Source organism: Bifidobacterium canis (assembly GCF_009727065.1).
Classification (GTDB): Bacteria; Actinomycetota; Actinomycetes; order Actinomycetales; family Bifidobacteriaceae; genus Bifidobacterium; species Bifidobacterium canis.
This window is the reverse complement of sequence record NZ_WNLP01000010.1, coordinates 59,946-81,892: the sequence shown is the minus strand read 5'-3', so window position 1 is coordinate 81,892 and position 21,947 is coordinate 59,946. Positions and strand designations below refer to the sequence as shown.

At 63.8% G+C, this 21,947-nt stretch carries 19 protein-coding genes; 13 read left to right on the top strand and 6 right to left on the bottom strand.

Annotated features, from left to right (window positions below; all coding sequences use genetic code 11):
- The first annotated feature begins 69 nt into the window (after positions 1-69).
- The 5 genes from GSD1FS_RS08515 (at position 70) to GSD1FS_RS08495 (ending at position 3,776) form a co-directional block, all read left to right on the top strand.
- Positions 70-210: a hypothetical protein gene (locus GSD1FS_RS08515; RefSeq protein WP_155589213.1), complete on the top strand. Its 141-nt coding sequence runs from the start codon at positions 70-72 to the stop codon at positions 208-210.
- Positions 211-510: 300 nt separating this feature from the next.
- On the top strand, positions 511-906 hold the full coding sequence (locus GSD1FS_RS08510; protein WP_196425074.1) for an HNH endonuclease: 396 nt from the start codon (positions 511-513) through the stop codon (positions 904-906).
- A gap of 240 nt (positions 907-1,146) precedes the next feature.
- The gene (locus tag GSD1FS_RS08505) at positions 1,147-1,356 is read left to right on the top strand and encodes a hypothetical protein (RefSeq protein WP_155589212.1); all 210 of its coding nucleotides are present in this window, start codon (positions 1,147-1,149) and stop codon (positions 1,354-1,356) included.
- A 65-nt stretch (positions 1,357-1,421) separates the two neighbouring features.
- Entirely contained in the window at positions 1,422-2,174 is a 753-nt protein-coding gene (locus GSD1FS_RS08500) for an ssDNA-binding protein (RefSeq protein ID WP_155589211.1), read from the top strand.
- A 501-nt stretch (positions 2,175-2,675) separates the two neighbouring features.
- Positions 2,676-3,776 (top strand): Fic family protein, encoded by a 1,101-nt coding sequence (locus GSD1FS_RS08495; RefSeq protein WP_246166172.1) that lies wholly within the window; start codon positions 2,676-2,678, stop codon positions 3,774-3,776.
- A gap of 33 nt (positions 3,777-3,809) precedes the next feature.
- Here GSD1FS_RS08495 and GSD1FS_RS08490 read toward each other — a convergent pair whose 3' ends face one another.
- From GSD1FS_RS08490 to GSD1FS_RS08480, 3 genes are all read right to left on the bottom strand, one after another.
- Positions 3,810-4,088 carry a hypothetical protein gene (locus GSD1FS_RS08490; protein ID WP_033515397.1) on the bottom strand — a complete coding sequence of 93 codons (279 nt, stop codon included), beginning with the start codon at positions 4,086-4,088 and terminating at the stop codon, positions 3,810-3,812.
- Positions 4,089-4,109: 21 nt separating this feature from the next.
- Positions 4,110-6,599 (bottom strand): bifunctional DNA primase/polymerase, encoded by a 2,490-nt coding sequence (locus tag GSD1FS_RS08485; protein ID WP_155589209.1) that lies wholly within the window; start codon positions 6,597-6,599, stop codon positions 4,110-4,112.
- A gap of 2,394 nt (positions 6,600-8,993) precedes the next feature.
- Positions 8,994-10,115: a DNA polymerase III subunit beta gene (locus GSD1FS_RS08480; RefSeq protein ID WP_165361871.1), complete on the bottom strand. Its 1,122-nt coding sequence runs from the start codon at positions 10,113-10,115 to the stop codon at positions 8,994-8,996.
- 739 nt (positions 10,116-10,854) lie between these two features.
- Here GSD1FS_RS08480 and GSD1FS_RS08475 point away from each other — a divergent pair.
- From GSD1FS_RS08475 to GSD1FS_RS08465, 3 genes are all read left to right on the top strand, one after another.
- Positions 10,855-11,037 carry a hypothetical protein gene (locus GSD1FS_RS08475; protein WP_155589208.1) on the top strand — a complete coding sequence of 61 codons (183 nt, stop codon included), beginning with the start codon at positions 10,855-10,857 and terminating at the stop codon, positions 11,035-11,037.
- A gap of 196 nt (positions 11,038-11,233) precedes the next feature.
- Positions 11,234-12,508 (top strand): hypothetical protein, encoded by a 1,275-nt coding sequence (locus GSD1FS_RS08470; RefSeq protein WP_155589207.1) that lies wholly within the window; start codon positions 11,234-11,236, stop codon positions 12,506-12,508.
- 16 nt (positions 12,509-12,524) lie between these two features.
- Positions 12,525-13,412: a hypothetical protein gene (locus GSD1FS_RS08465; RefSeq protein WP_155589206.1), complete on the top strand. Its 888-nt coding sequence runs from the start codon at positions 12,525-12,527 to the stop codon at positions 13,410-13,412.
- On the opposite strand, the gene GSD1FS_RS08460 is transcribed toward GSD1FS_RS08465, so the two are convergent.
- The gene (locus tag GSD1FS_RS08460) at positions 13,409-13,549 is read right to left on the bottom strand and encodes a hypothetical protein (protein WP_196425073.1); all 141 of its coding nucleotides are present in this window, start codon (positions 13,547-13,549) and stop codon (positions 13,409-13,411) included. The genes GSD1FS_RS08465 and GSD1FS_RS08460 overlap by 4 nt on opposite strands.
- A gap of 236 nt (positions 13,550-13,785) precedes the next feature.
- Positions 13,786-14,574: a hypothetical protein gene (locus GSD1FS_RS08455; RefSeq protein WP_155589204.1), complete on the bottom strand. Its 789-nt coding sequence runs from the start codon at positions 14,572-14,574 to the stop codon at positions 13,786-13,788.
- A gap of 216 nt (positions 14,575-14,790) precedes the next feature.
- Between GSD1FS_RS08455 and GSD1FS_RS08450 the strand changes: the two genes are divergently transcribed.
- The 4 genes from GSD1FS_RS08450 to GSD1FS_RS08435 are packed head-to-tail and all read left to right on the top strand — an operon-like array spanning position 14,791 to position 17,612.
- Positions 14,791-15,237, top strand: a complete 447-nt coding sequence (locus GSD1FS_RS08450; RefSeq protein WP_155589203.1) for a hypothetical protein — start codon at positions 14,791-14,793, stop codon at positions 15,235-15,237.
- Positions 15,234-15,566, top strand: a complete 333-nt coding sequence (locus GSD1FS_RS08445) for a hypothetical protein (protein ID WP_155589202.1) — start codon at positions 15,234-15,236, stop codon at positions 15,564-15,566. The genes GSD1FS_RS08450 and GSD1FS_RS08445 overlap by 4 nt, the downstream gene beginning before the upstream one ends.
- Complete coding sequence (locus tag GSD1FS_RS08440) at positions 15,563-17,260, top strand: RecB family exonuclease (protein ID WP_155589201.1); 1,698 nt, start codon at positions 15,563-15,565, stop codon at positions 17,258-17,260. Before GSD1FS_RS08445 ends, GSD1FS_RS08440 begins: the two co-directional genes overlap by 4 nt.
- Positions 17,261-17,300: 40 nt before the next feature.
- The gene (locus GSD1FS_RS08435) at positions 17,301-17,612 is read left to right on the top strand and encodes a hypothetical protein (protein WP_051920567.1); all 312 of its coding nucleotides are present in this window, start codon (positions 17,301-17,303) and stop codon (positions 17,610-17,612) included.
- A gap of 76 nt (positions 17,613-17,688) precedes the next feature.
- Here the strand turns inward: GSD1FS_RS08435 and GSD1FS_RS08430 are convergent, their stop codons facing one another.
- A complete protein-coding gene (locus GSD1FS_RS08430) occupies positions 17,689-19,014 on the bottom strand; it encodes a hypothetical protein (protein WP_129870850.1) in 1,326 nt (441 codons plus the stop codon).
- A 952-nt stretch (positions 19,015-19,966) separates the two neighbouring features.
- On the opposite strand from GSD1FS_RS08430, the gene GSD1FS_RS08425 reads away from it, so the two are divergent.
- Positions 19,967-21,913 (top strand): HsdM family class I SAM-dependent methyltransferase, encoded by a 1,947-nt coding sequence (locus tag GSD1FS_RS08425; protein WP_246166171.1) that lies wholly within the window; start codon positions 19,967-19,969, stop codon positions 21,911-21,913.
- Positions 21,914-21,947: the final 34 nt, after the last annotated feature.

The following is a 21,947-nucleotide window of genomic DNA, read 5'->3' as shown; positions in this document are numbered from 1 at the left end:
GGGCGCGTCTATGCGCGCATAGGGGATGGGTGTATGTGACGGCCGGACCTTGGGAGGTGTGGATAAGGTATGGATAGGGAGCAACGCAACCGGGAGCGTGACCGGTTCCTGTCGCAATCATCACGGGACAAGTGGGGGTTGTGGATAGGTGCCGTGTTCTGGCTCATCATGCCTGTTGCGGTGGTGTGCGCCGTGTTCGGGTGGTGTTGACCCATGTGGCATCCTATCCGGTTGGCGCGCAGGCTTATGGGCGCGCACCGGTGGGCGCGCCATGTTCTGTGGGCCGTGGCCGGTTCCGGCGGCATGGGGACCATGGGGTATGTGGGCGGTGTGTGCATCCGTGTGCATGACCGGTTGTTGGCGGAAACGGACAGTCCGGAGTTTGCGGCCGACATCAGCCTCAACCCGTTGTCGGGGTGGCACTGGCCCGTTTGGCGTATGCCGCATGTCCCGGCCGGTTGGCTGTGGACGGCCCTGATGGCCGCACTGGTGGTTGCACTGGTGGCCATAATGGTGTGTTGGCCCATGCGCAAACCGGACAACCCGTTCGACAGGGATCCACGCCGCCTGTTCTCGGACGCGGACCGGGAGTTCATCACACAATGCACCGGCAACCAGTGCGAGCACCGCATGTGCGGTCTGATCCGTTGTCCGCGCATGGGTGAGCAGATGGACCATCATTACCCGTGGAGCCGTGGGGGCGCCACCAGCCGGCGCAACCTGGTGTGGTTGTGTGCCAAGCACAACAGGCGCAAAAGCGACCGGGTACCCAGCCGCCTGTCGACTTGGTTGTTGGTGCGGGCGCGTGAGTCGTATTGGCCGCGCGGCGAACGGGCGGCGATGATCCCGGATGGTTTGGCGGATATGGCGCATGGCCCCGATGATGGGGTGGGTGTCGGCGCATAGGTGGGGTGCGTACACCACAACAGTCATATGGAATCGTGAAAGGGTGATGGTCATGCCGGTCATGCGTAAACCGAAAGGGGCGCCCAATGGGGCGGGTGGACAGTTCGATGCGAACCCCATGAGGGATGTGGGCCGCCCACCCATGCCGCCCACCCCCTCCAGCCAACCCGCGTCCGGCGTGTATCCGGCGCGCCGGCGTGGGAGACGGCCGGATGGGAGGCGAAGAACCGGATTGACCTGTTGGCGTCCCGGGGGGATGCGGCGGGAGCGGTGTCGTTGGCGCGCAGCATCGGCGCGTTCTGCCCCGGTGACAGGATCCCGTACGCGGAGGGGTATGTCGCCATTTTCGACGGGCGCACGTTGGAGTCGGCGTTCGTGCAGGGCCGGCGGGTGACGATGTGCGAGCAGTTCATGCCGGAAACGGTCCGTGTGCCCGGTCGGGACGCATAGTACGGGTTGCCTCCACCCCGGCAGTGGGCTGGGTGTTGGGTACGGCACACAGTAAGGAACATGCCATGTCTGATCTGATTCTTCCCGAACCGGCCATCGCCACGTTCGTCCACCTGTTCAAACCCAGCATGAACGACAAGTACGAGCTCACGCTGCTGATCGATAAGAAGCCGGGGACGGAAACCGTGGATGGTGTGGACAGGACCGTGGAAACGTCCGCGGATTACCGTGCGATCCAGCAGGCCGTCATGGCCGCCATCAAGCAGGGCTGCACCGAGGAGTGCGGGTATGACCCGAAGACGAAGGCGAAGTTCGTGCCGTTCGCCGGCAAGGATCCGAACAATCCCGCGTTCGTCAAGACCCTACAGCTGCCGTTGAAGGACGGTGACACGGACCGGTTCACCCGTGGTGAGCACAATGGCGAACTGCGCAAGGATGTGTACCCGGAGTTCGCCGGCCGCTATTTCATCCGGTTGACCACGTCGAAGGATCTGGCGCATGCGCAGGATCCGGAGACGGGTGCGGAACGCAGCCTGCTGGTGGATTTCAACACCGGACGCCCGTTGACGATGCAGCAGCTGTACGCGGGTTGCTGGGTGCGTGCCAACATCTGGTTCTCCCCGTATGTGGTCAATGGCAACATGGGCATCAAGGCGGTGGTGAACGCCGTGGTGAAGACGGGGGACGGCACCCCGCTGTTCACGATGGAGGACCGTGACCCGCTCAAGGGCTTCAACATGCCCGCCCCGACGGTCGACGCTGGTGGCGCGGACACCATGGGCGACGCGTTCGCCGCGATGGGCGTCGGCACGGTCTGAACCACCCCGCTATTCATGCAATAAGCCGGGTGCGCCCCGTTCCCCTCCCACATATGGGTTGGGCAACCACGGGCGCACCCGGTTTATTGCATATGCGCCCGTGGTTGCCGCCGCCCCCGTGCGTTCCGTGAATCCGAAGGCATGGGTGCGGCGCCGATTGCGGGCGTTTGCCGCCCGCCCACACTCCATGTACCGTGCATTGACGCCACTGCAGAAGCGAATCATCAGCACAATTCGGCATACCTGACGCCATACACCCGTATCCCATGCTTGCTATCATGCTGTTTTGACTTTTTGTAGGTATAGCTGTAGTCTTGTTCATCCGTATATGCACGTTTTCACGTTATGAGGAGTTGTTGCATGGGGTACAAGACCATCCGGCAAACCGTTGCCATGGGCTCCGCGACCATTCCCCCAAAACAAGCCGCGCAACAGGAATACGATACACGGATCAACGGCTGGTCCACATACCGTTCAGGGCTTGTGCTGGACGGATACGAAATGTTCGCTATATTGTCCGCGCAACTCGGCCGCGATATGGATAAGGTACGCGACTTGGAAAATCAGGTGGAGTCGCTGTGGCGCAGCCTGCCGCCCATCGCGTGCCACGCATACCTCATGGACCTCATCGGCACCGAAGTGCAAAGCACGAACACCATCGAAGGTGTGCATACCACACGCAAGGAGATCAGCGAGGCGTTGCAGGCCGCCAGCACCAATGGCGGGCATACACGTTGGAGTGAATTCGCCAAGCTGTTCCTCGGCCTGTCCGACCCCGGTCCCGAACGGTTGGAACTGCCTTCCACCCTTGAGGGCATCCGCCGCATATACGATCAGGTCATGGACGGGGAACTGGAGGACAAGGACACCCCCGACGGGCAACTGTTCCGCAAGGACACCATCGCGGTCTGGGATGAGAGCACCGGACGCAAACTGCATGATGGGGCCTGGCCCGAATCCACCATCCAAGTGCAGTTGACGCAATGGCTGGCCTTGATGCGAGACCGGGACATCCCGCCATTGCTCAGGGCCGCCATGTGCCATTATGCCTTCGAGCACATCCACCCGTTCTACGACGGCAACGGCAGGACGGGACGGTTCCTGTTCGCACTGCAACTAAGCAAGCACCTATCCGCACCGACGGCGCTCAGCGTCAGCACCATCATCGCCGACCACAAGACACAGTATTACAAGGCATTCGATGACGCCCAGCATCCGTTGAACTGCTCGGACGTGACCATGTTCTGCCAACGCATGGTCCGGTTTGTGTCCGAAGCGCAGGAGGCCATCATCGCGCAATTGACGGAGAAACAAGCCCTGTTGTCGGCAGCGGAAACCGCGTTGACGTCATACCGCCAACAAGAGGGGATGCCCGGACTGCAAGCGGGCATCCTGTTCTTCCTGATCCAGGAGGAGCTGTTCGACGGGATGCGCGTGCCCGTGACCCGCAAGCTCCTTCGGGAGGCGTTGGACATAGGCGAACGCAAGACCGTGAACGCGCTCGACGCGCTGACGGATGCCGGATTGCTGCAAACGCATGGTTCCAAACCCATCCGCTACTCGCTGTCGGACATGGGGCGCGCACTGTTCCTGAACACCTGACCGGAAACCGGGCGGGGGTTGAACCCGCACGGTTCACGCGTCCATGGTTTGGAACCGTAGCGCGCCCTCGCACTCCAGCACGCGCTGGCGCCACCCGGCGACACGGTCGGGTGCGGTCATCGCGAACCGGGCCAACAGCCACCGGTAGACCGCCAACGCCAACTGCAACGAACGGGCGTTGGCCTCCACCACACCCCACGCATCCAACCGGGCGACACGGGCCGTGAACCCGTGGCGCGCCCCCGTCTCGTACTCCACGACGGCACACCACACGTCCCACACCACCGGGTCGATCGGTTCACCCTGCACCATTGCCAACCTCCCTCAACCTGTTCACTCCAACGGCACGCGGGTGCTCAACCCCGCCTGTTTCAACGCGCCGGCCAACACCAACGCCGTGTCATGCCGGTCATGGCCAACACGCACACCGCGTTTGATCCGTTCCACCAACGCATCCACCTCCGGTTGGCTGAACCGCTCCTCCGCGGCGTGATGGATCAGCCCATACGACCAATCCCGGATCGCGTCATGCGTGGCGCCCTTGGATTGCGCCGGCACATTCAACCGCATCGTCTCCCCACGGTTGCCACCCTCCGGGCGCGGCTGCGTTTGGGGTGAACGGTAGAAGCCACCCAACGGATCCACACCACCACGACGCCCCGCCGGGGCCGGGGTGTTCGCGGGACCGGCGATGACGCCATCAGAGTCCACCATCACATCGGTTTCCGCGTCCGCTTCGGGATGCTCCACATACCCGTGCTCATCCAGCCAGGCGACCATTTCCGCGCTCATCTCCACGACCTCATGCGCATCCGCGATCAGATACTGGCCTTTGCGGATGGTGCTGCCGGGGGCGATGACATACCCCTTGCGGGCCGTGCGCACATCAATGGGCAACCCATCGGGGAACCGGTCCGTCTTCGGGTGCGCCGTGTTGCGCAACACCACACCCTTGGGCAACCGGTAATACGCATGCGCGCCCATGCCGGGGGTGCGGGTCACGAACGTGGCGGGGAACGCCATCGACCCGTACGCGCCGACCTCATCGCTCAACACAGCCCACCCGGTTTGCGCGCCCGGATCGTCCGGCACGTCGAAATCCAACACCGCATACCCCTCGGCAGGGACCGCCGCCCACGCATTGACACCCTGCGGCACCCTACTGGTGTCCACACCCGGGTCCAACGCGAGCTTCTGCCAGTTGCGCGCGACCTTGTCGGCGCCCGCCGGCGTGTAATCACATACGAAGCCATACTCGTCCGGGTTGCGCTTGTCCGGTTGGCGGCGCAACGCGTCCGGGGGCACCGCATGCCCGTCCTGTTCGATCTTGTCACGCACATACGCGGCGTACGGTTGGAACCTGGCGCGCGCCTCCTCATCGTCCATGTTGACCATGAGCACGCTCTTGTTGCGGCGCCTCGCCGTCTTCAACCCCAGCTTCTGGCAAATGTCATGCGTCGCATGGCTGGAGGGGCGGAACGGGTTGCTGGTGTTGTCCGCGAAACCACGCTCCACCAGTTCCGCCACGATCCATTCCTCCGCCTCCGACAGGTTCTCAGGCCGGCCGATCTGCACGGTCAACGCCTTGCCGGCCGGATGCTGCTGCCAATAGCGGCAGGACGCCATGATGAACCCCCAGGCGCCCACCGTGGCGACGAACGTACGCAGGTACACCATTTCGGGACTGTCGGCGCTGCGGTTGTCCTTCATGCGGATGAACGCGAAGCGGCGTTTCATGCTCGCGTCCATGTTCGTCACGAAATCAAGGTTCGTGGCGATGCACAACACGGCACGCGGGTTGAAGCTGATCACGTCCGAGCCCAGCACACGCCCCGAGATCGTGTCGCCGGTGGACAGGCGTTTCAACCGGTCCGTCTGGTGGGTGTCCAATCCGCTGGCGTCCTCATCGAACGCCCACAGTTTGCCCACGAGTTTGACCGGTTCCTGTTCGACCGATGTGCCCGACAGGCGGCCGCCGCCGACGAGTTTCTCCGTGTCGATGGTGGCGGACAGGCGTTGGGTCTGCCGGTTGTGTTTCGTGAACGCGCTGAAAAACAGGCCTTTGCCGTTGCCGCCGTCACCGGCCAGGACGAACGTCAGATGCTTGTAGGGTTGCAGGAACGGGCTGGCGGGCAGCAGCATCATGTTGTGCCGGCTGTTCGCGTCCGCGGTCAGATCGTCGATGATGCGTGCGCCCACGTCGGCGAGATGGTCATCCCATGCGTGTTCGAGGTTGAGTTCGAAGGGCATTTGCATCAACGGGTCGTCCGGGTCGAGGATCTCATGCAGGTGCTGGTGGCCTTTGCCGTCGTCCTCACGCCAGTAGGCGCGGTCGTCGAAACGGATGCCGTGCACGACGCGCCATGGGTGCCCGTCGCGTGTTTTCAGCCGCCGGCATTCCTGGATGAACAGGTTCTCCCACTCGTTGTTGCGTTCCGCCCGTGGCACCCGGTACTCGTCCGCGATGGCGGAGATCGCGTGCCATGTGTGCAACCGGCGCACCTGTCCGTTCTCGTCCGTTTCGGTGTCGATGTCACGGCGGAACAGGACGGTGCCGGCATCGTCCGGTTGCAGTTCCAAGGCGAGGTTGCGGTTGCGCAAGTCCCATAGGGCGCGCGCGTAGCCGATGGCGAAGTAGGGTTTGCCGTCGTTGCGGGTGGGTACGCGCACCGGGTCGTTGTGGTCGTCGATGAAGGTCCATTCGCCGGCGTCGTAGTCGACGATGCTCATTTCGTTGTAGATCTTCTGCACGTTGCGTGGCATGCCGGGGCGTACGCGGAACCTCCAGCGTTGCATGTCCTGTTCCTCTTGGTAGGTGCACATGTGCTCATCCTCCCCGCATCCTACGGTGTCGCGTCTTGCGGTACCCCCTATGCGTCACAAGGACCACCACCCCGGCCACCCCAACCGCCCCAAAGCGGGGGAGGATGGTTTATTTCCGTAGCCACGCCGAAAACAATGCGATGCGCAATATGTTTCTTTTTGTTTTCCGGTGTGGTCGGCGACGCAGTGACATTCCATGTTTCTTCACCGACATGCAGGTTTCTTCACCGACCGCGCGGGTGATGTCGGTGAAGACACCCAACTTTCTTCACCGACTTTCGAATGTCGGTGAAGGCTCCTAAGCCTACTGCTGATTGGGGTTTATGAAGTTTCTTCGGTGACGCACCGACTTTTAAGGTCTTTCTATAGGGGAGCCGATTTGGGGGTTCCTTTAGAACCACGCTGCGTCGGTGAAGAAACATGTTTTCGGAGCCCCCAACCCCAATCGGCAGTAGGGTTGAGGAGTCTTCACCGACATCACTGCGTCAGTGAAGAGTCCCCTGTGGCCGGTGCAGGCGTGAACACGGCCGGCGGACCGGGCGTGGGGAGGGGAGTCGGGTAATTCCCGTGGTGTCGAGGTGTTTTCAGTGGGTATTGTTTTCGGTTGGGTGTGGTCGCATAGGGGTGTGGCATGCCATTCAAACCGAAGTTCGAGTCCGCGGCCACACCCCCGGTGTCCAGTGAACCCACACCGGCCGCACCCGTCATGCCAAAAGGTGAGGTGCGCCCGGCGGGCAATGCGGGCGAGGGGCATACCGCACCCGAGGCCGCATCCATGGGAGCACCGGGCGGCGATGGCCATGCCACCGGGCCGGTTGAACCGTCCAATCCGGATGGGGATGATTGGGAGAGCCTGTGGACCGATCCGGAACCGGCCATGGCCCCGGCGGGACAACCCGAACCGAGTGAGGCGCCGGTGCCGGCACAGCCGGTGGACCGGGATGGGCCCGTGCAGGTCCCTGACATGGGCGACGGCGGGACCGCGGTGGATGATGAGGATTGGGATGCGTTGTGGGACACCCCAGTGCAAGACGAACAGGATTCCGGCATGCCCCCGCAGGACGTGCAGGCCACTGGGGAACAAGCCGACGAGGCCGGGGCTGATACACACCCCACGCCAGTTACGCCGGATGGGCAGGACGCGGATCAGTGGGATTGGGGTGCGGACGGTGGACTTGTGGATGATACGGGCGCCATACGGGGGATGGGTTGGCGGATGATGACATCGCCGGTCCCGACGCCACCCCATGGGACGAGCCCCCAACAACCACCACGGACGGTGTGGCCGCCGCACCAGTCTCCGCCATGCCAGAGCACCCGTGTGAGCCGGCCACGGACGGGGGCATGCCCTTGCCTGACAAAGCGGCGGATGATGATGATTGGATCGCGCAGATCGGTTCGCGTGGCGTCAGCCTGGACCTTGACTGGGACGATGACGAGGATAATGGGGAATCCACGGACCCTATAGGGGATACGGGGGTTGCCGGTGCCGATGCGGTGGATGTGGCCGCTTGCGCGGACGATGATGATGGGGGTGGCCGCGCCCGGTCATACCGGCCGTTGATCATCGCCGCAGCCGTGTTCGTGGCGATCCTCATGGTGGCGGCCCTGGTGTTCGCGCTGCACGCGCACCAAACCGCGGGGGATGGGCGGCGCCGTGAGGCCCAGTGCGCGCAATACGCGCAGCAGTTGGCGCAATGGGATGCGAGCGTGGCGCGGGCGAAACGGTTGCGGTTGAACGCGGGCAGCAGTCCCGAACGCACCTGTCCGGCGGACACGGAGGCGCACACCAGCCGATTGCGGTCCCGCACCAACAGTCTGGACAAGCGCATCAGTGAGCAGATCGCAACCCAATGGGAGGCGATGCGCACGCAAGCCGCGCGGGCCGTCAAGGATTGGCCGTTGGCCGGCAAGGATACGTTGTCGGCACTCAAAGCGTATGAGGGGTTGCCGGTGGGCACGTTGGACGCGTTGCAGTCCCGTCAGGACACGTTGCGTGGGTTGCGCGCCAAGGCGCAACAGGAGGACGCCGCCAATCGTGCCAAACAGGAGGCGGAGAGGAAAAACAGGAGGAGGAACGCAAGAAAAAGGAGGCGGAGGCGAAACAGAAAGCCCAGGAGGAGCGACGCCGGCAGGAGGAGGCCCGTCAGGCCGAGGCGCAAACGCAAACGCAGGAGACGGGCCCGCAGTACACGGCGCCCGCCACACCCCAGTACACGCCGCAGTACACACCCCAGTACACGCCCGCACAACCAACCCAACCCACACAACCCGCGCAACCGGCGCAACCGGCGCAACCGTCCACACCGGACGGCAACGCGAGCGCCGAAATGTGAACACAAAAGGGTCGGCCGCCAACAGGTGGCGGCCGACCCTCAAGATCCATGGCGGGGGTTATTGGCGGATGGGCACCAGCACTTGGCGCCACTGCAAACGCGCCCCATCGTCTTCGTCGTTGTCGTTGTCGCCTTGGGCGAACAGGACGGGTTTGAGCGCGTCCCGCACCCGCAGGTCGACCGTCCCGTGGGGCCATGAGGCGGTGATGTCGGCGAGGAATTGCGCGTTGAGGCGCAGCATCCCGTCCATTGCGCCGTCCACGCTGGTGCCGTCCAACGTGACCTGTCCCACACTGTCCGCGCTGGCGGCTTGGGTGCATACGACCTCGCCGTTGGTGACCGTCATGTCCACGGGCAGGGTGTCTCGGTTGTCCATGTCCAGGGCGCGCAGGTATTTGACCGCGGCCAGCAGTTCGTCACGGCCGGCGTGCACCACCAGCGGGTACTCGTCCTCCGTGTCGGGGATGATGCGGGCGATGTCGGGGTATTGGCCGTCCAAGACGACCGTCATGTCCTCGTCCACACGGTTGGAGGCCATGACGAGATGGGAGCCGATGTGCAGGCTGGTGGCGTCCCGTCCGACGCGTTTGAGCCATTCGGCTGGTACGACCACGCTGCCGGTGAAGCCGGGGGCGTCCACTTGGGCGCGGGCCGCCCGGTACCGGTCCGTCGCCTCGAACACCACATGGTCGCCGTCGCCGTGGATGTGCACGCCGGTGAGCAGGGGGCGTGACTGGTTGCGGGACGCGCAGTGGGTGACGGCGTTGATCAGGCGTGGCAGCGTCCCGTCGGGCAATGCCAGTTCCATGCCTTGCATGTCTGGCCATTCGTTTTCGGCCGCGCCGGGCATCAGGCGCATACGGGCGCGGGTGCGTCCGTTGACGGTGTGCAGCCATTCGCCGCGCGCATCCGTGCGGGTTTCGATCACGGTTTCGCCCGGGCCGTTCTGTCCGGCGAGCGCGGTGAACCAGAAGCCGGCGACGATGACGGTGCCGGGTTCGAGCACGTCCGCGTCCAGGCGGGTGCGGGCCCATTGGCTGCGGCTGTTCGCGGTCAGGGTCACCGTGTCGTGTTCGGCGGTCAGGGTGATGTGGGTGTGGTCGGGGTCGAGTTTGTCCAGGACCCGGGAGACGTGTTGTGCGGCGCGTGCCAGTTCCGCGCCCTCCACGAGGACTTTCATGCAGGTTCCTTTCAGGGGTTGGTTGGTTGTTGGCCGGTGATGCGTCAGCGGCATAGCAGAGGGGTATGTGGTATGAGCTTGAGGCGTTGCCGGGGGTGCCGGCGGAGGATGCGGCCGCGTATGTGAACCGTGCGCGCAAGGCGGCGGCCGCGTTGGGTTTGGCGGACCGGCCGGGATGGGACTCGTGGTGGCGCCTGTTGGTGCACCGTGATGATGGGATGGTGTTGTTGGCCGACCGGACACGCCGGTGGGTGTGTCTGCCCGATGGGGTGGACGGGCAGGTGGTGCGGTTGGTGGCGGACGCGTGCCATGCGCGCGCCTGCCCCCTGGAGGGTGCCCCGGAGGTGTTGGAGCGGCGGTTGGTGTGGGCGCATGCGGTGTTTCCCGCGTCCGCGACGTTGGCGCGTACGGCCCGGGATACGGGGGTGGATGCGCACGAGTCGCGGTTCGATCCGGCGGATGGGGGTGTGGTCGCGGTCAATGTGCGCCGGCAGGGGGTGTGGGAGACCCGGCGGGCGAAGAACTGGTTGGCGGATGAGTTCAACATGGCGCCCGATCAGAACCGGTTGCAGGAGACGGGTGTGGGCGCGTGCCGTGTGGTGGCGGGCATGCCGCGTGGCGCGGACGCGGTCCGTGAGGCGCGCCGGGCCGGCACCGCGTTGGGGTTGGGCGTCACCCCGGGTGTGGCGGCGCACCGTTCCCGTCCCGGGTTCGCGCTCCTCATGACCAGTGTCATCATGTGCCTGTTGGCGGCCCTGGCGTGCGTGCTGTGGGGCGCATGGTGGCCGTTGGCGGTGAGCGCACCCCTGGTGGTGGCGGCGGTGGCGCGCATGGTGCGCATGCCGGCGGACGCGCCCGTGTGGCAACGGCCCCGGCATTGGTGGTGGCCGCATGCGCGCACCCGGCGCATGGAGACCAGTGATTTCAAATCCCGCTCCGCCGGCGACGACGGGGGCCGCCGGCGCGGGCGGCGGGCGAAGGCGTATGCGTATGAACGCTCCACGTTCCCGGTGCCGCCGGGCACGTTGATGGCGTTGGCGGCGCCCTTGGCGCGTGAACGTGGCGTCCAATCGGCCCTGTCGCACTGCCCGCCCGAACTGCAGGACGCGGACGGGCCCTTGTTGGGGGTGGCGGTCGACGGGCAGCCGGTGCGCATGCCGGCGGCGGTCATGTGGGACGGGATCGCGTTGTTGGGCAAACCCGGCGGCGGCAAATCGAACAGCATGCACGGTGTGCAGCAATGGGCGTGCGCGCACAGCAACCCGGATGATTCGGTCGTGGTGTTCGAGGCGAAGGGCGTGGACAGTTTCCCCATATTGCACCGGTTGAACCCGCGCATGCGGTTCATGGACCTGGCGGATGCGCGCACGCCGATGATCAGTCTGCTCGGGGAGGGGGACGCGTGGGTGCGGGCCCAACGGTTCGCGAACCTGATGCATGGCGCGTTGGGCGACCAGCAGATCGGCCCCAAAAGCCGCTTGCAGTTGACCGACAGCGTGGCGTTGACGTTGCGTGCCATGGATTCGCCACGGTTCGCCCAAGTGTGCGCCAGCCAAGGCGTCGCCGTGCCCGCCACATGGGTGGATGGCGCGTTCACGTTGCTGTTCGGCCATGGGGCTCGCGCAGGCCGTGCCCTGGCGCGCGCCATGGCGTGCGCGTTGGACGATGATGAGGCCAGGGAGACGGTCGAACGCCTCCATGGCGGCGTCAACGAACGTTCGGGGCGGCCGGCCGTGTCGGACGGCCAGTTGTTCCAATTGCTCAACGCACCCATGAACAAAATGGGCCTGTTGGCCGGCGCTCCCCAACTCACCGACCCAAGCCGGCGTACGGTCACCTGGGAACGGTTGTTGGCGCATGGGGTGCAATTGGCCATCAACACCGGCGACCCCGCCCGCCCCGGCGTTGCCGCCATGGGCGAGGACGCGCGCCGTCTGGTCAACGCGCTCCTGTTCCAGGGGTTGCGGTTGCAGATAGGCGAGTCGTGCATGGGTTGGCAGGAGCGGGGGCGGCGTGTGCGCGTGTTCGTCGACGAGCTCACGGAGATCACCGGCGCCGACGGCCGCGATGAGGGTGGCAATGTCGCCGCGGTCGAATGGCTGCGGTCGCGTGGGCGCGCGTATGGGGCGGAATTGTGCGCGGGCACCCAATACCCCGAACAGATAGGCGAACGGTTGATGAGTTGCCTGCTGGGGTTGCGCACCATCGGCTGTTACGCGCAACTGGCCCCGTCGAGCGCGCAGATCATGGCGGCCGCGTTGAATGTGGACCCCAGTCAGATCCGCGCGTTGGGGGAGCATGTGATGTGCGTGCGCACCACCGGCCGGGACAACACCGCACTGCCCGCCCTTACCGTGGCCGTCCCATGGTTCGACGGGGGCCACGGCGTGTGACGCATCCGCCGTCCGTATGGGAATGATGACGTCACAGCAACGGGACCGGTTGGACGCGCAGGTGCGGGCCATGCACTGGGATGCGGACGCGTGCGCATGGGGCAGCCAGCAGCGCATGCAGGTGGCCGCACTGGTGGAGGCGACGCCCTTGGTGGAGGGGGAGATCAGGCGTTTGTTCCCCGACCCCGGTCAGGCGGAACACATGATCGAGTACATCAAACCCCGGATCACGGAGAAGATCGTCGGCCGTGAAATCGTATCCCACTCCGCGAACTGGAACACACACAACCTGTGGGATCCCACGTTGAACACGAGCGTGTGCGGGTGGGTGCGCCGCCTGACGGTGGCGATGGCGAAGGCGAACCCACGGCGCATCCTGCACGGGCACACCCTGCCGGCCAGCACATGGGAAAGCGAGGACGGGTACAATCCCGTCTTCGACGATGCGAACAGCGAGAACGTGCTCATAGGCCACCCCTTGTGCGGCATCTTCGACGAACACCCCGGGTTGTGCGTGCCCCGCCCCGTGGGCGGCCCCGGGCCCAAATGGTGGCGCCGGTTGCAGCACAAGGGGGATGCGGGCGTGGTGCGTGACAGCATGCGTGCGGCCGGCATGTGGGACACGTCATTGGACGTGTTGGACCCGTTGCCCGCATGCGCACTGGTATGCGCGCCCCTGCCCAGCGTACGCGCCAGTTTGCTGCCCAGGCTGTACGAACCGGGAAGCGTGTGGGAACAATTGGCGATCGAGTATTGGCCCACGCAAACCACCGGGCGGCCGGGGGTGCAACGGTTGCGCCAGTTGCGCCAACTGGTGGAACACACCGCGCAAACCGACCATGTGTTCGAGTGGGACGTGTGGGTGCGCCTGGGCACCATGACGGCCCGCCTGTTGGCGGACTAACCATGGTACGGGTCAGGGGGTTCGGGTTTCCACCCCGAACCGGTGGCGATCGCCGCCAGCCACGCCAACAGGCGCGCCCCATGGGTGCGGTCGTCCAACAACCAACCCACCGTGGTGCGTGCCGGACTGTGTTTCAACACACACCCCGTCCAACGTGCCGCGGTCTGGATATGCCGGCAGGCCAGGGCACGGCCCGCGCCGAACACCGCCTGGTCCACCAGCCACACATGCAACGCGCACACGGCCGGATCATGGGCCGCCCGGTCCACCAATACAGGGATGCATTGGTCCCCATGGCCCGTGTCGGCCAAGTGTTTGAGCTCAATGAGCAGTTGGGCACGCCGTTGGGACGCCAACCGGGACGCGGCGGCCGCTACGCGAGGATCCGGCGTAACCATGACACCCCCTTGCCGTCCGTGTCCGCACTCACGTCCACGCCCACGAACCGGGCTTGGCGCGCCAACCATGCGGGACATTGCGTGCCTTGCGGCCGTCCCGGTTGCTGCCCGGTCAACGATTGCGCCGTCCATTGGTCGGTGCCCGCGAACCGGCTCAACCCGTCCAGCATGCGTTTCCAATCCTTGTCCGGGCGGGGGTTGGCCAGGGTGCCGGGCGCCTGCGCGCACGTGATCGTCAACTCCGGCATGCCCACCGCATCCAATGTCTTCAACCCGTCCCCCAACTGGCTGCCCGTCTGCCCTATACGAAACAGGATGCGCCCGGCGCCCGCCTGCATGAACGGGCGGATGACCCCACCGGCGAACGTGTGCGAGGACCGCCATTGCGCCGGGTCCATCCGGTCGGCGTCCACGACGATCAGGTCGATGTGCGGGTCACGGCTCAACGCGATCAACGCACGCCCGTACAACCCTATGAGCCCGGGGGCGCGCGGGTCAAGGGGACCGGGCAGCAGCGCATACGGTTGGCCCAGTTCCCGGGGCATGACCATCGCGTGTTTCAGATCGTCCCATTGGGCGTTCTCCAGCATCCTGTCCGCGTCCAACCGGTGCCAGGCGCGTTGCGATTGCTGGCCCGGGTTGCCGTCCACCAGAACGGTGTGCAGGCGTTGGCGACCGGCCAATGCGGCGAGTTGGCGCGCGTTGCCGCTTTTGCCCAGGCCGCCGGATCCGCCGGTGACGAATGCTATGGGACGTTCACTCATGACCTATGGCTATGCGCCCGCACATCCCCGTGTTTTACGCGCATAGCACCCTTGTGACAACAGAACCGAAACGGAAAGGAACCCGCAATGTCGTTCTTCAACCCCTCCTGGGACCATGACACCCCCACCCCGGACGCGGCGGCCGAACCGGCCACACCCGCCATGCCCGAACCGGACACCGTGGCAGACCCCGCGGACGCGGGCGCGCCGGAACCGGTGGAGGAGGATACGGGCGCCGACGCCAAGCCCACGCACACACGACCGCGCGCCAAACGCTCCGCCGGCATCACGCGCCGGGACATCACCCGCATCCTCGAGTGCGACCGGACGTTGACGGGCAACCCGCAGTTGGGCGCGCTCATGGAACAGCTCGCCGGAGAGGACCGTGCCCAACAGATCGAACAGGTGCTGGACGGCAAATGGCGCGATGCGGCCAAGGCGTTGCAAGCCGCGCATGACGACGCCAACGAGATCACCCGCACCATCACCCTCATCCAACTCATCGACCGTCAACCGGCGCAGATCCGCGCCATGGCCCGCATCTGCGAGGCGCTCACAGGGGACGGGGAGGCGAAGTGGACGGGCAAGGAGATGGATGTGGCCGCCACGATCGCGCAACACGCGCCCCAACTCGACATGGGTGTGCTCAAGGAGCTGCTATGACGGCCCAACCCACCCTGTTCAGCAAGGACCGGTTGGCGCACCTGTTGCATGTGCCGCCCATGTTCATCGACCGGCTCATCGACCATGGGCTATTGCCCGAACCCAACGGCCCAGGCCATACGTGGCCCGAACCCAAGGTGCGGGCCTTGTTGGCGGCGCGCCCGTGGCTGCGTATCCTCACGGTCCCGTTGAGCCGTGTCGAACTGCACCGGCTCAACCCGAGCCTGCGCATGCCCTCGGACGCGGCCGTCATTTCGGGCCGGCCGTATGCGCCCCTGTGGCATGCGATGGATGATGCGTGGGGGAGGGACGCATCACGCATGGTATGACGCCATTGATCAGTTTCCACGCGGGGCATGCGGTACCGGAGCAACCGGTGCGTGTGCCCCGCGCGTTCTCCCACACGGCCATCACCACATGGGCGCAATGCCCCGCACGATGGGTGGCGGGCAAACTCATCCCCCAACCGGTGCGTGCCGACGACCCGTTGGTGTGCGGCCGGTTGGCGCACACCGCGTTGGAACTCGCCATCGGCCACGATCCAAATGACGTGGAGCCCGAATGGGCGTTGCTGTGCTCGCACGCGATCGACCATGAACGCCGGATGGTCCGGGACAAAGGGTGGGGTGACGATCCGGCGCCACGCATCGTGCTGCCCAACGGCGCCATGGCGGACGATGCGTATTGGGCCATGTGCGCGGCACGGCGCTTGCAAGGCTTCAGGTTGACGGACGCGTTGGACGGGCCGTTGCACCCCGCAGGTGTGGAGGAGGCGTTGCACGGCGAGTGGGACGGGATCCGGTTCACCGGGCGTGGCGATTACCGGGACGCCACCGGCGTGGTGGTCGATTGGAAGACGGGACGCGTGCCCCAATACGCGGACGGGGCGCGCACGCATGCGAACCAGTTGCGCCTGTACGCGCACCTGTACGAACAGATGGGCGTGCATATCACGGGCGCTCGCGATGTGTATGTGGAGCACCGCACGCATGTGGCGGCCAAACTGGACGCGCGGTTGATGAACGCCGCACGCCACACGTATGTGGACGGTGCGCGCGACATGATGCGTGTGTTGGAGCCACGGGTGCAGCAGGTGCCGTTGCGGCCGGGCCCGTTGTGCGCGTGGTGCCCGTTGGCGAACGTGTGCCCCATGGCGGGCCCGTTCACCGGCAAAGCGGCACGCGCCGCGCGCGAGCAACCCATCCGGGCGGACGATCCACGCTTCCCGGTGGTGCGGACGCATACCGGTGGGCAGCAACAACCGGTGACCGTCGGCAAGGAGGGCATGATGGATGAGGCGATGTTGATGGATCTGATGGGCGGCACGCACCCCAATGCACCGGCCGTGCCCGAACCCGCACCAAAGCCTACACCTGAACCCAAGGCCGAGGAGGCGGACCCTGTGATGGGTGTGGACCCGTGGGCGGGCATGGACGGGGCGCGGGACGCGTTGGCCCAATGGGGCATCACCCCACCCGAACCCGAACCAGCCACCACACCCGAACCAAAAACGGGAGCGGAAACGGTGACAGAGGAGCAACCGGCAACACCAGCGGAACCCACACCCACCCCCGCCACGCCGGCCACACCGGCGGGGGATATGCGGTTCGTGGAACAACGCCCCTACGACCCCACATGGGGCGCGCACGGCATCAACATGGCCGGATACGGATGGTTGCGCCTCCAGGACATGAGCCAAGCGCTCATCGGCGTTCCCGATGCCACCACAGCAAGCCTCATCCGCCTCATCCAAGGAGCATGGGCCGCGGCCCGCACCGCATACGGGCCGGGCGCCGCACCCGACATCCCCGGACTGGCCGACGGCGCACCACAACCCGAACCCCTGTTCGCATGGTTGGACACCGCCGCCGCCCGCGACACGGTCCGTGCCCTGCTCGCATGGTTCACCCAACCCACCGATGACGGCATGCCGGTGGACGGGCGCATCGGGCAAGCCGCCCGGCACGCCGCACACACCCTTGCCATGGCCACGGCCGTGGCCAGCATGCGCCCCGGCGCATGACCCTTACAATAAAAACACCCCGATAGAAAGGACAGCACGCATGGCACGAACCAACGAACACGGAGGCGTCGACTACGGCATCGTCCGCACCGCGGACGAGGTATGGCTCGCCGACGACGACGGTGACGGCCGCAACCCCGAATGGGTGGCGGACGAAGAGGACGCGACCGTATGGCCCACGCGCGAGCAGGCCGAAACGTTCGCCCTGCTCGCCGGCGTCGCACAGGAAACCGACACCGGCATCGAACTCGACGACCACGTCGACATCCGCGAGGTCCACTGGATCAACGAGGAGGACATCGAACCGGACGACCTCGACCGTGAACTCGACGAAGAGGAACACGGCAACTAAACAACAAACCAACAACGTAAGGGGGTGGTCCAAGTGAACCACCCCCTTACGTTGTTGCGTCGGGCGTCAAACAGGGTCAGATCTCATAGACCGCGTGGATGAACGAACGCATCTCCGTCAACCGCGCCGGCAACCGGTCCTCCATGACCCCCGTCACCTTGTTGCGCACCCGGCGCGTCCGCCGCGTATGCGCCACCCGCGCATCCCCGGGCTCCATCTCCAGGAAAATCCGCGCCGCCTCCGGGGACAACACCTTGTGATACGCCGCCATACGCGCCATGTTGCCCTGGCCGCCACGCGCCCCGGACGCCCCATCGATCAGATCGACACCCGCGCCCTTGCCATGCATGCGGATCAGATCCTTCGCGAACTGCAAATCACCATGCGGATTGGGGACGCTGCCGTTGCCGTAGCACATCTCCCAGAACGCCTGCGCCTGCAGATCCGGCGCATCATCCAACTCACGGAACGCCCGCACAATCTGCTTCGTCTGCTCCCGCGACGGCACACCATTGGTCGGTTGGAACATCATCCGCAGATACGAACGGGCCGCCATGCCCTTCGCCGCGGGCTTGTTCACCATCCCCGGCACCTTCACCCGCCGCCCCTGCTCATCCAACTCGTACCGGCGCGTGCCGGGCACCATCTTGTTCACCAACCCCATTTCACGGACCGCATCACCCTTATGGTGCATGATCTTGCCGGTGGCCTTGTCGACCACATCCTTGTCATACCGTTCGATCTTCGTGTAATTGATGAACTTCCACGCCGCCCGCGCATCCCCGGGGCCGGGGTACCCGTTGCGGATCACATTCGCCGCCGCGGCCGCATCCTCATAATGCAGATCGATCAACACCTGCGCCGCCCGGTCCGCATCCTTGCGGCGGCGCAGACTGTTCGCGATGCTCGTCGCCGGCACATACCGGCGCCACGGGCTCGCATCAATGGTACGGCGCCGCTCATACGGCGTCGCGGCCCGCCACGCCGCCTTCACCATGCGACGCCGGTCCGCGGCCGGCACACCCTCCAAACGGCCCCGCAGCACGTCGCGCACCGCGCCACGCACACGCTTGTCGCCCCGCATCACCGTCTTATCCAACATGGGCCCGTCATTGATCTCACGGAACACCACCTCGCCATGCTCGTCCTCCAACACGAACCCGGACGGTTCGATACGCACCGTGGCCGCCTGCGCAAGCAACCGGAGCGTCTCCTGTTCCGTCTTGCACACGCGCGGCTCCCGCACCGCGTTCTCACGCATCGTCGCCGTCAGTTCACTGATGGTCATGCTCACCGGATCCAGATCAGGCAAACCGGTCAACCCCATGTCGGGTTTGTTGTCGTACTGGCCGCCTGCACTGTTCGGCGCTCCCTTGGGTTTGCGGTACTGGTTGCTCATCATTCGCTCCTTCACACTGCCACTGTTCAACCCCTATTGCCGTATGGGGCTCACAGCCAGCTATGCCGCCACCCGGCACACACAACGGGGGAGGAGGGGCAACTAGGGAAAACCGAAACAATGCACAAAACTATTCACTCACCAGGGTGCGGGATTTAGCATCAGCACCCACGCACACCACAAGCGCGCCCCAAGGGCATGCTTCAGTGACCATACAGGTGTCTTCACCGACGCAGTGATGTCGGTGAAGAGTGATCAAACCTACTGCCGATTGGGGTTAGAGGCTCCAAAACCATGTTTCTTCACCGACGCAGCGACCTTATAAAGGAACCCTTGGAATCGGCTCCCCTATAGAAAGACCTTAAAAGTCGGTGCGTCACCGAAGAAACTTCATAAAACCCTTACGGCAGTAAGGCTAGGAGCCTTCACCGACTTTGCGATGTCGGTGAAGAAACTTATGTTTCTTCGGTGACTTATGTCAGAAGTCAGTGAAGACACCTGCATGTCGGTGAAGAAACCCATGATGTCACTGCGTCCACAATCCAGCCGGAAACACAAAAGAATTGCATTAAAAAGTTATTGTTTCGCCAGATTCGAAGAAAAACCTTTCCCGCCGCAGCGTACCCAACCATACACCTCTGATACATAAGGGGAACATCATGAGCCAGCCATACAACCATAGCAGTGCTGAACTGTTGATTTGACCTGTACCGCCTCGCCTGACTTGCCAGACACAATACGAACCGAATGATCACCACAGACGCTGGAAGACCGGCACCAACGCGGATAGGCTGCTTTGCTTTGCGCTTTGTTCGGCATTGTCGTTTATCCTTGGGTGGCAAGGATTGACACCCCGTGTTTTCATCGCAAGATATGTGAAGCGAAGAAGCACGAATATATCGAGCAGAACATGGCAGCCGGCTCACGCCGCCATGACAGCACATGACAGGGAACAATGAGGGAAGGTGAACAGCTGATGGCGAAGAAGGAACCCAAGACCGATCTGTGGGTAGCCGGCCAGCTCAAGGACTGCGGGATTCGTTTCGATGCGCAGGGAAGCGACGTGAAAGAGATCGATGAAGCACTCAAAACCGCATCAAAACGTGGAACCGGCCGTGTAGGATACCCCGAATATACTGCCGTCATCGGAGATTTCGTCATCGTCATTGAAGATAAAGCCTCAATAGATCGGCAAATCAAGATGACCGACTCGGGGATCCTTGACACAAGTGTGAAGGCGGTGATGGATTACGCCGTAAATGGTGCCTACTTCTACGCTAAGCACATTGCACAGCACACACCGTTCAAAAAGGTGTTCGCCATCGGGGTGTCCGGAGATGAGAAGCACCATGTGATTACGCCGGTATGGGTGGATGATCGCGAGGGCTACAAGATGCTACCCGATATCGAATCATTCATATCGTTCTCCAAGCAGAATATCGGTGAATACTACACTCGTTATGTACTGAATGAAGCAACCGATGTCGAGAAGACCACAGAGCAGATCCTCAAGGATGCGGCCCAGCTGCATGAATATCTACGTACCTATGGCACGTTGAAGGATCAAGACAAGCCTTTGGTGGTGGCCGGCATCCTGCTGGCGTTGGACGAAATCGAATACAAGGGGTTCGCCATCGATTTGCTCACCGGCGATCAGGTGGAAGGCAGTCGCGACGGCGACAAGCTGATGAACGCAATCCGCACCCGGCTGACGCGTTCCAACGTGGGGCCGGACGTGAAGAAGGACATACTGCTGTCTGAGTTCTCCATCCTGCAAAACAGCTTCCGCCTGAACGAGGTGAATGAGACGCTCGGCAAAACGCCGTTGAAGTACTATACGGAGTTCCTGTACGAGCATGTATTCCGCAACATCAAATACCAGAAAACCAGTGAGGATTTCATCGGACGCTTCTACGGCGAGTTCATGAGATACTCGGGCGGTGACGGACAGACGTTGGGCATCATCCTCACACCCCGCCACATCTGTGAACTGATGTGCGAACTAACGGATGTCAAGATGGACGACAAGGTGCTCGACCCGACCTGCGGAACCGGTGGCTTCCTGATCTCCGCCATGCACCGGATGTTGACGATGGCCGACACGGATACGCAGCGCCGCCACATCAAAAAGGAACAGTTGTACGGCATCGAACTGCAAAACAACATGTTCGCCGTGGCAGCCACGAACATGATTCTGCGCGGGGACGGCAACAGCAACCTCGAATGCTGCGACTTTCTCAAAAAGAACCCCGCACAGGTGCAGCTGAAGGGCGCAACTGTCGGCCTGATGAACCCGCCCTACTCGCAAGGCAGCAAGGCGGACCCGACACAGTACGAGCTTTCCTTCGTCGAACATCTGCTGGATTCCCTGACGGTCGGGGCTCGGGCGGCGGTCATTGTGCCGCAGTCCTCCATGACCGGCAAATCGAAAGCCGAACAGGTGTTCAAGGTGAGCATTATGAAGCACCACACGCTGGAAGGTGTCATCACCTGCAATACGGACACGTTCTATGGTGTGGGCACGAATCCGGTCATCGCTGTGTTCACCGCGCATGAGCCACATGACCCCGAACATGTGGCGAAGTTTATCGACTTCCGCGACGACGGATACGAGGTGCGCGCACATGTCGGACTTGTCGAAGGCGATTCTGCAAAAGACAAGAAACAACATCTATTGGATGTATGGTTCGGGCGCACTGAGGCGGCATCGAAGTTCTGTGTCGAATCCACGGTCAAGCCGGAGGATGAATGGCTGCACTCGTTCTACTACTTCAACGACGAGATACCCACAGACGCCGACTTCGAAAAAGCCATTGGCGACTATCTAACCTTCGAGTTCTCCATGGTCATGCAGAACCGTGAATACCTGTTCGAGGAGGGCAGCGACAATGCCAAAGCTTGACGAACTTGGGAAATATGCTGAAATCCCCAGACTG

Coding starts and splice junctions, on each gene's coding strand:
- GSD1FS_RS08515 (WP_155589213.1), top strand. CDS start 70: ATGGATAGGGAGCAACGCAACCGGGAGCGTGACCGGTTCCTGTCGCAA.
- GSD1FS_RS08510 (WP_196425074.1), top strand. CDS start 511: ATGGTGTGTTGGCCCATGCGCAAACCGGACAACCCGTTCGACAGGGAT.
- GSD1FS_RS08500 (WP_155589211.1), top strand. CDS start 1,422: ATGTCTGATCTGATTCTTCCCGAACCGGCCATCGCCACGTTCGTCCAC.
- GSD1FS_RS08495 (WP_246166172.1), top strand. CDS start 2,676: ATGTTCGCTATATTGTCCGCGCAACTCGGCCGCGATATGGATAAGGTA.
- GSD1FS_RS08490 (WP_033515397.1), bottom strand. CDS start 4,088: ATGGTGCAGGGTGAACCGATCGACCCGGTGGTGTGGGACGTGTGGTGT.
- GSD1FS_RS08485 (WP_155589209.1), bottom strand. CDS start 6,599: ATGTGCACCTACCAAGAGGAACAGGACATGCAACGCTGGAGGTTCCGC.
- GSD1FS_RS08480 (WP_165361871.1), bottom strand. CDS start 10,115: ATGAAAGTCCTCGTGGAGGGCGCGGAACTGGCACGCGCCGCACAACAC.
- GSD1FS_RS08465 (WP_155589206.1), top strand. CDS start 12,525: ATGGGAATGATGACGTCACAGCAACGGGACCGGTTGGACGCGCAGGTG.
- GSD1FS_RS08455 (WP_155589204.1), bottom strand. CDS start 14,574: ATGAGTGAACGTCCCATAGCATTCGTCACCGGCGGATCCGGCGGCCTG.
- GSD1FS_RS08445 (WP_155589202.1), top strand. CDS start 15,234: ATGACGGCCCAACCCACCCTGTTCAGCAAGGACCGGTTGGCGCACCTG.
- GSD1FS_RS08440 (WP_155589201.1), top strand. CDS start 15,563: ATGACGCCATTGATCAGTTTCCACGCGGGGCATGCGGTACCGGAGCAA.
- GSD1FS_RS08435 (WP_051920567.1), top strand. CDS start 17,301: ATGGCACGAACCAACGAACACGGAGGCGTCGACTACGGCATCGTCCGC.
- GSD1FS_RS08430 (WP_129870850.1), bottom strand. CDS start 19,014: ATGATGAGCAACCAGTACCGCAAACCCAAGGGAGCGCCGAACAGTGCA.
- GSD1FS_RS08425 (WP_246166171.1), top strand. CDS start 19,967: ATGAGGGAAGGTGAACAGCTGATGGCGAAGAAGGAACCCAAGACCGAT.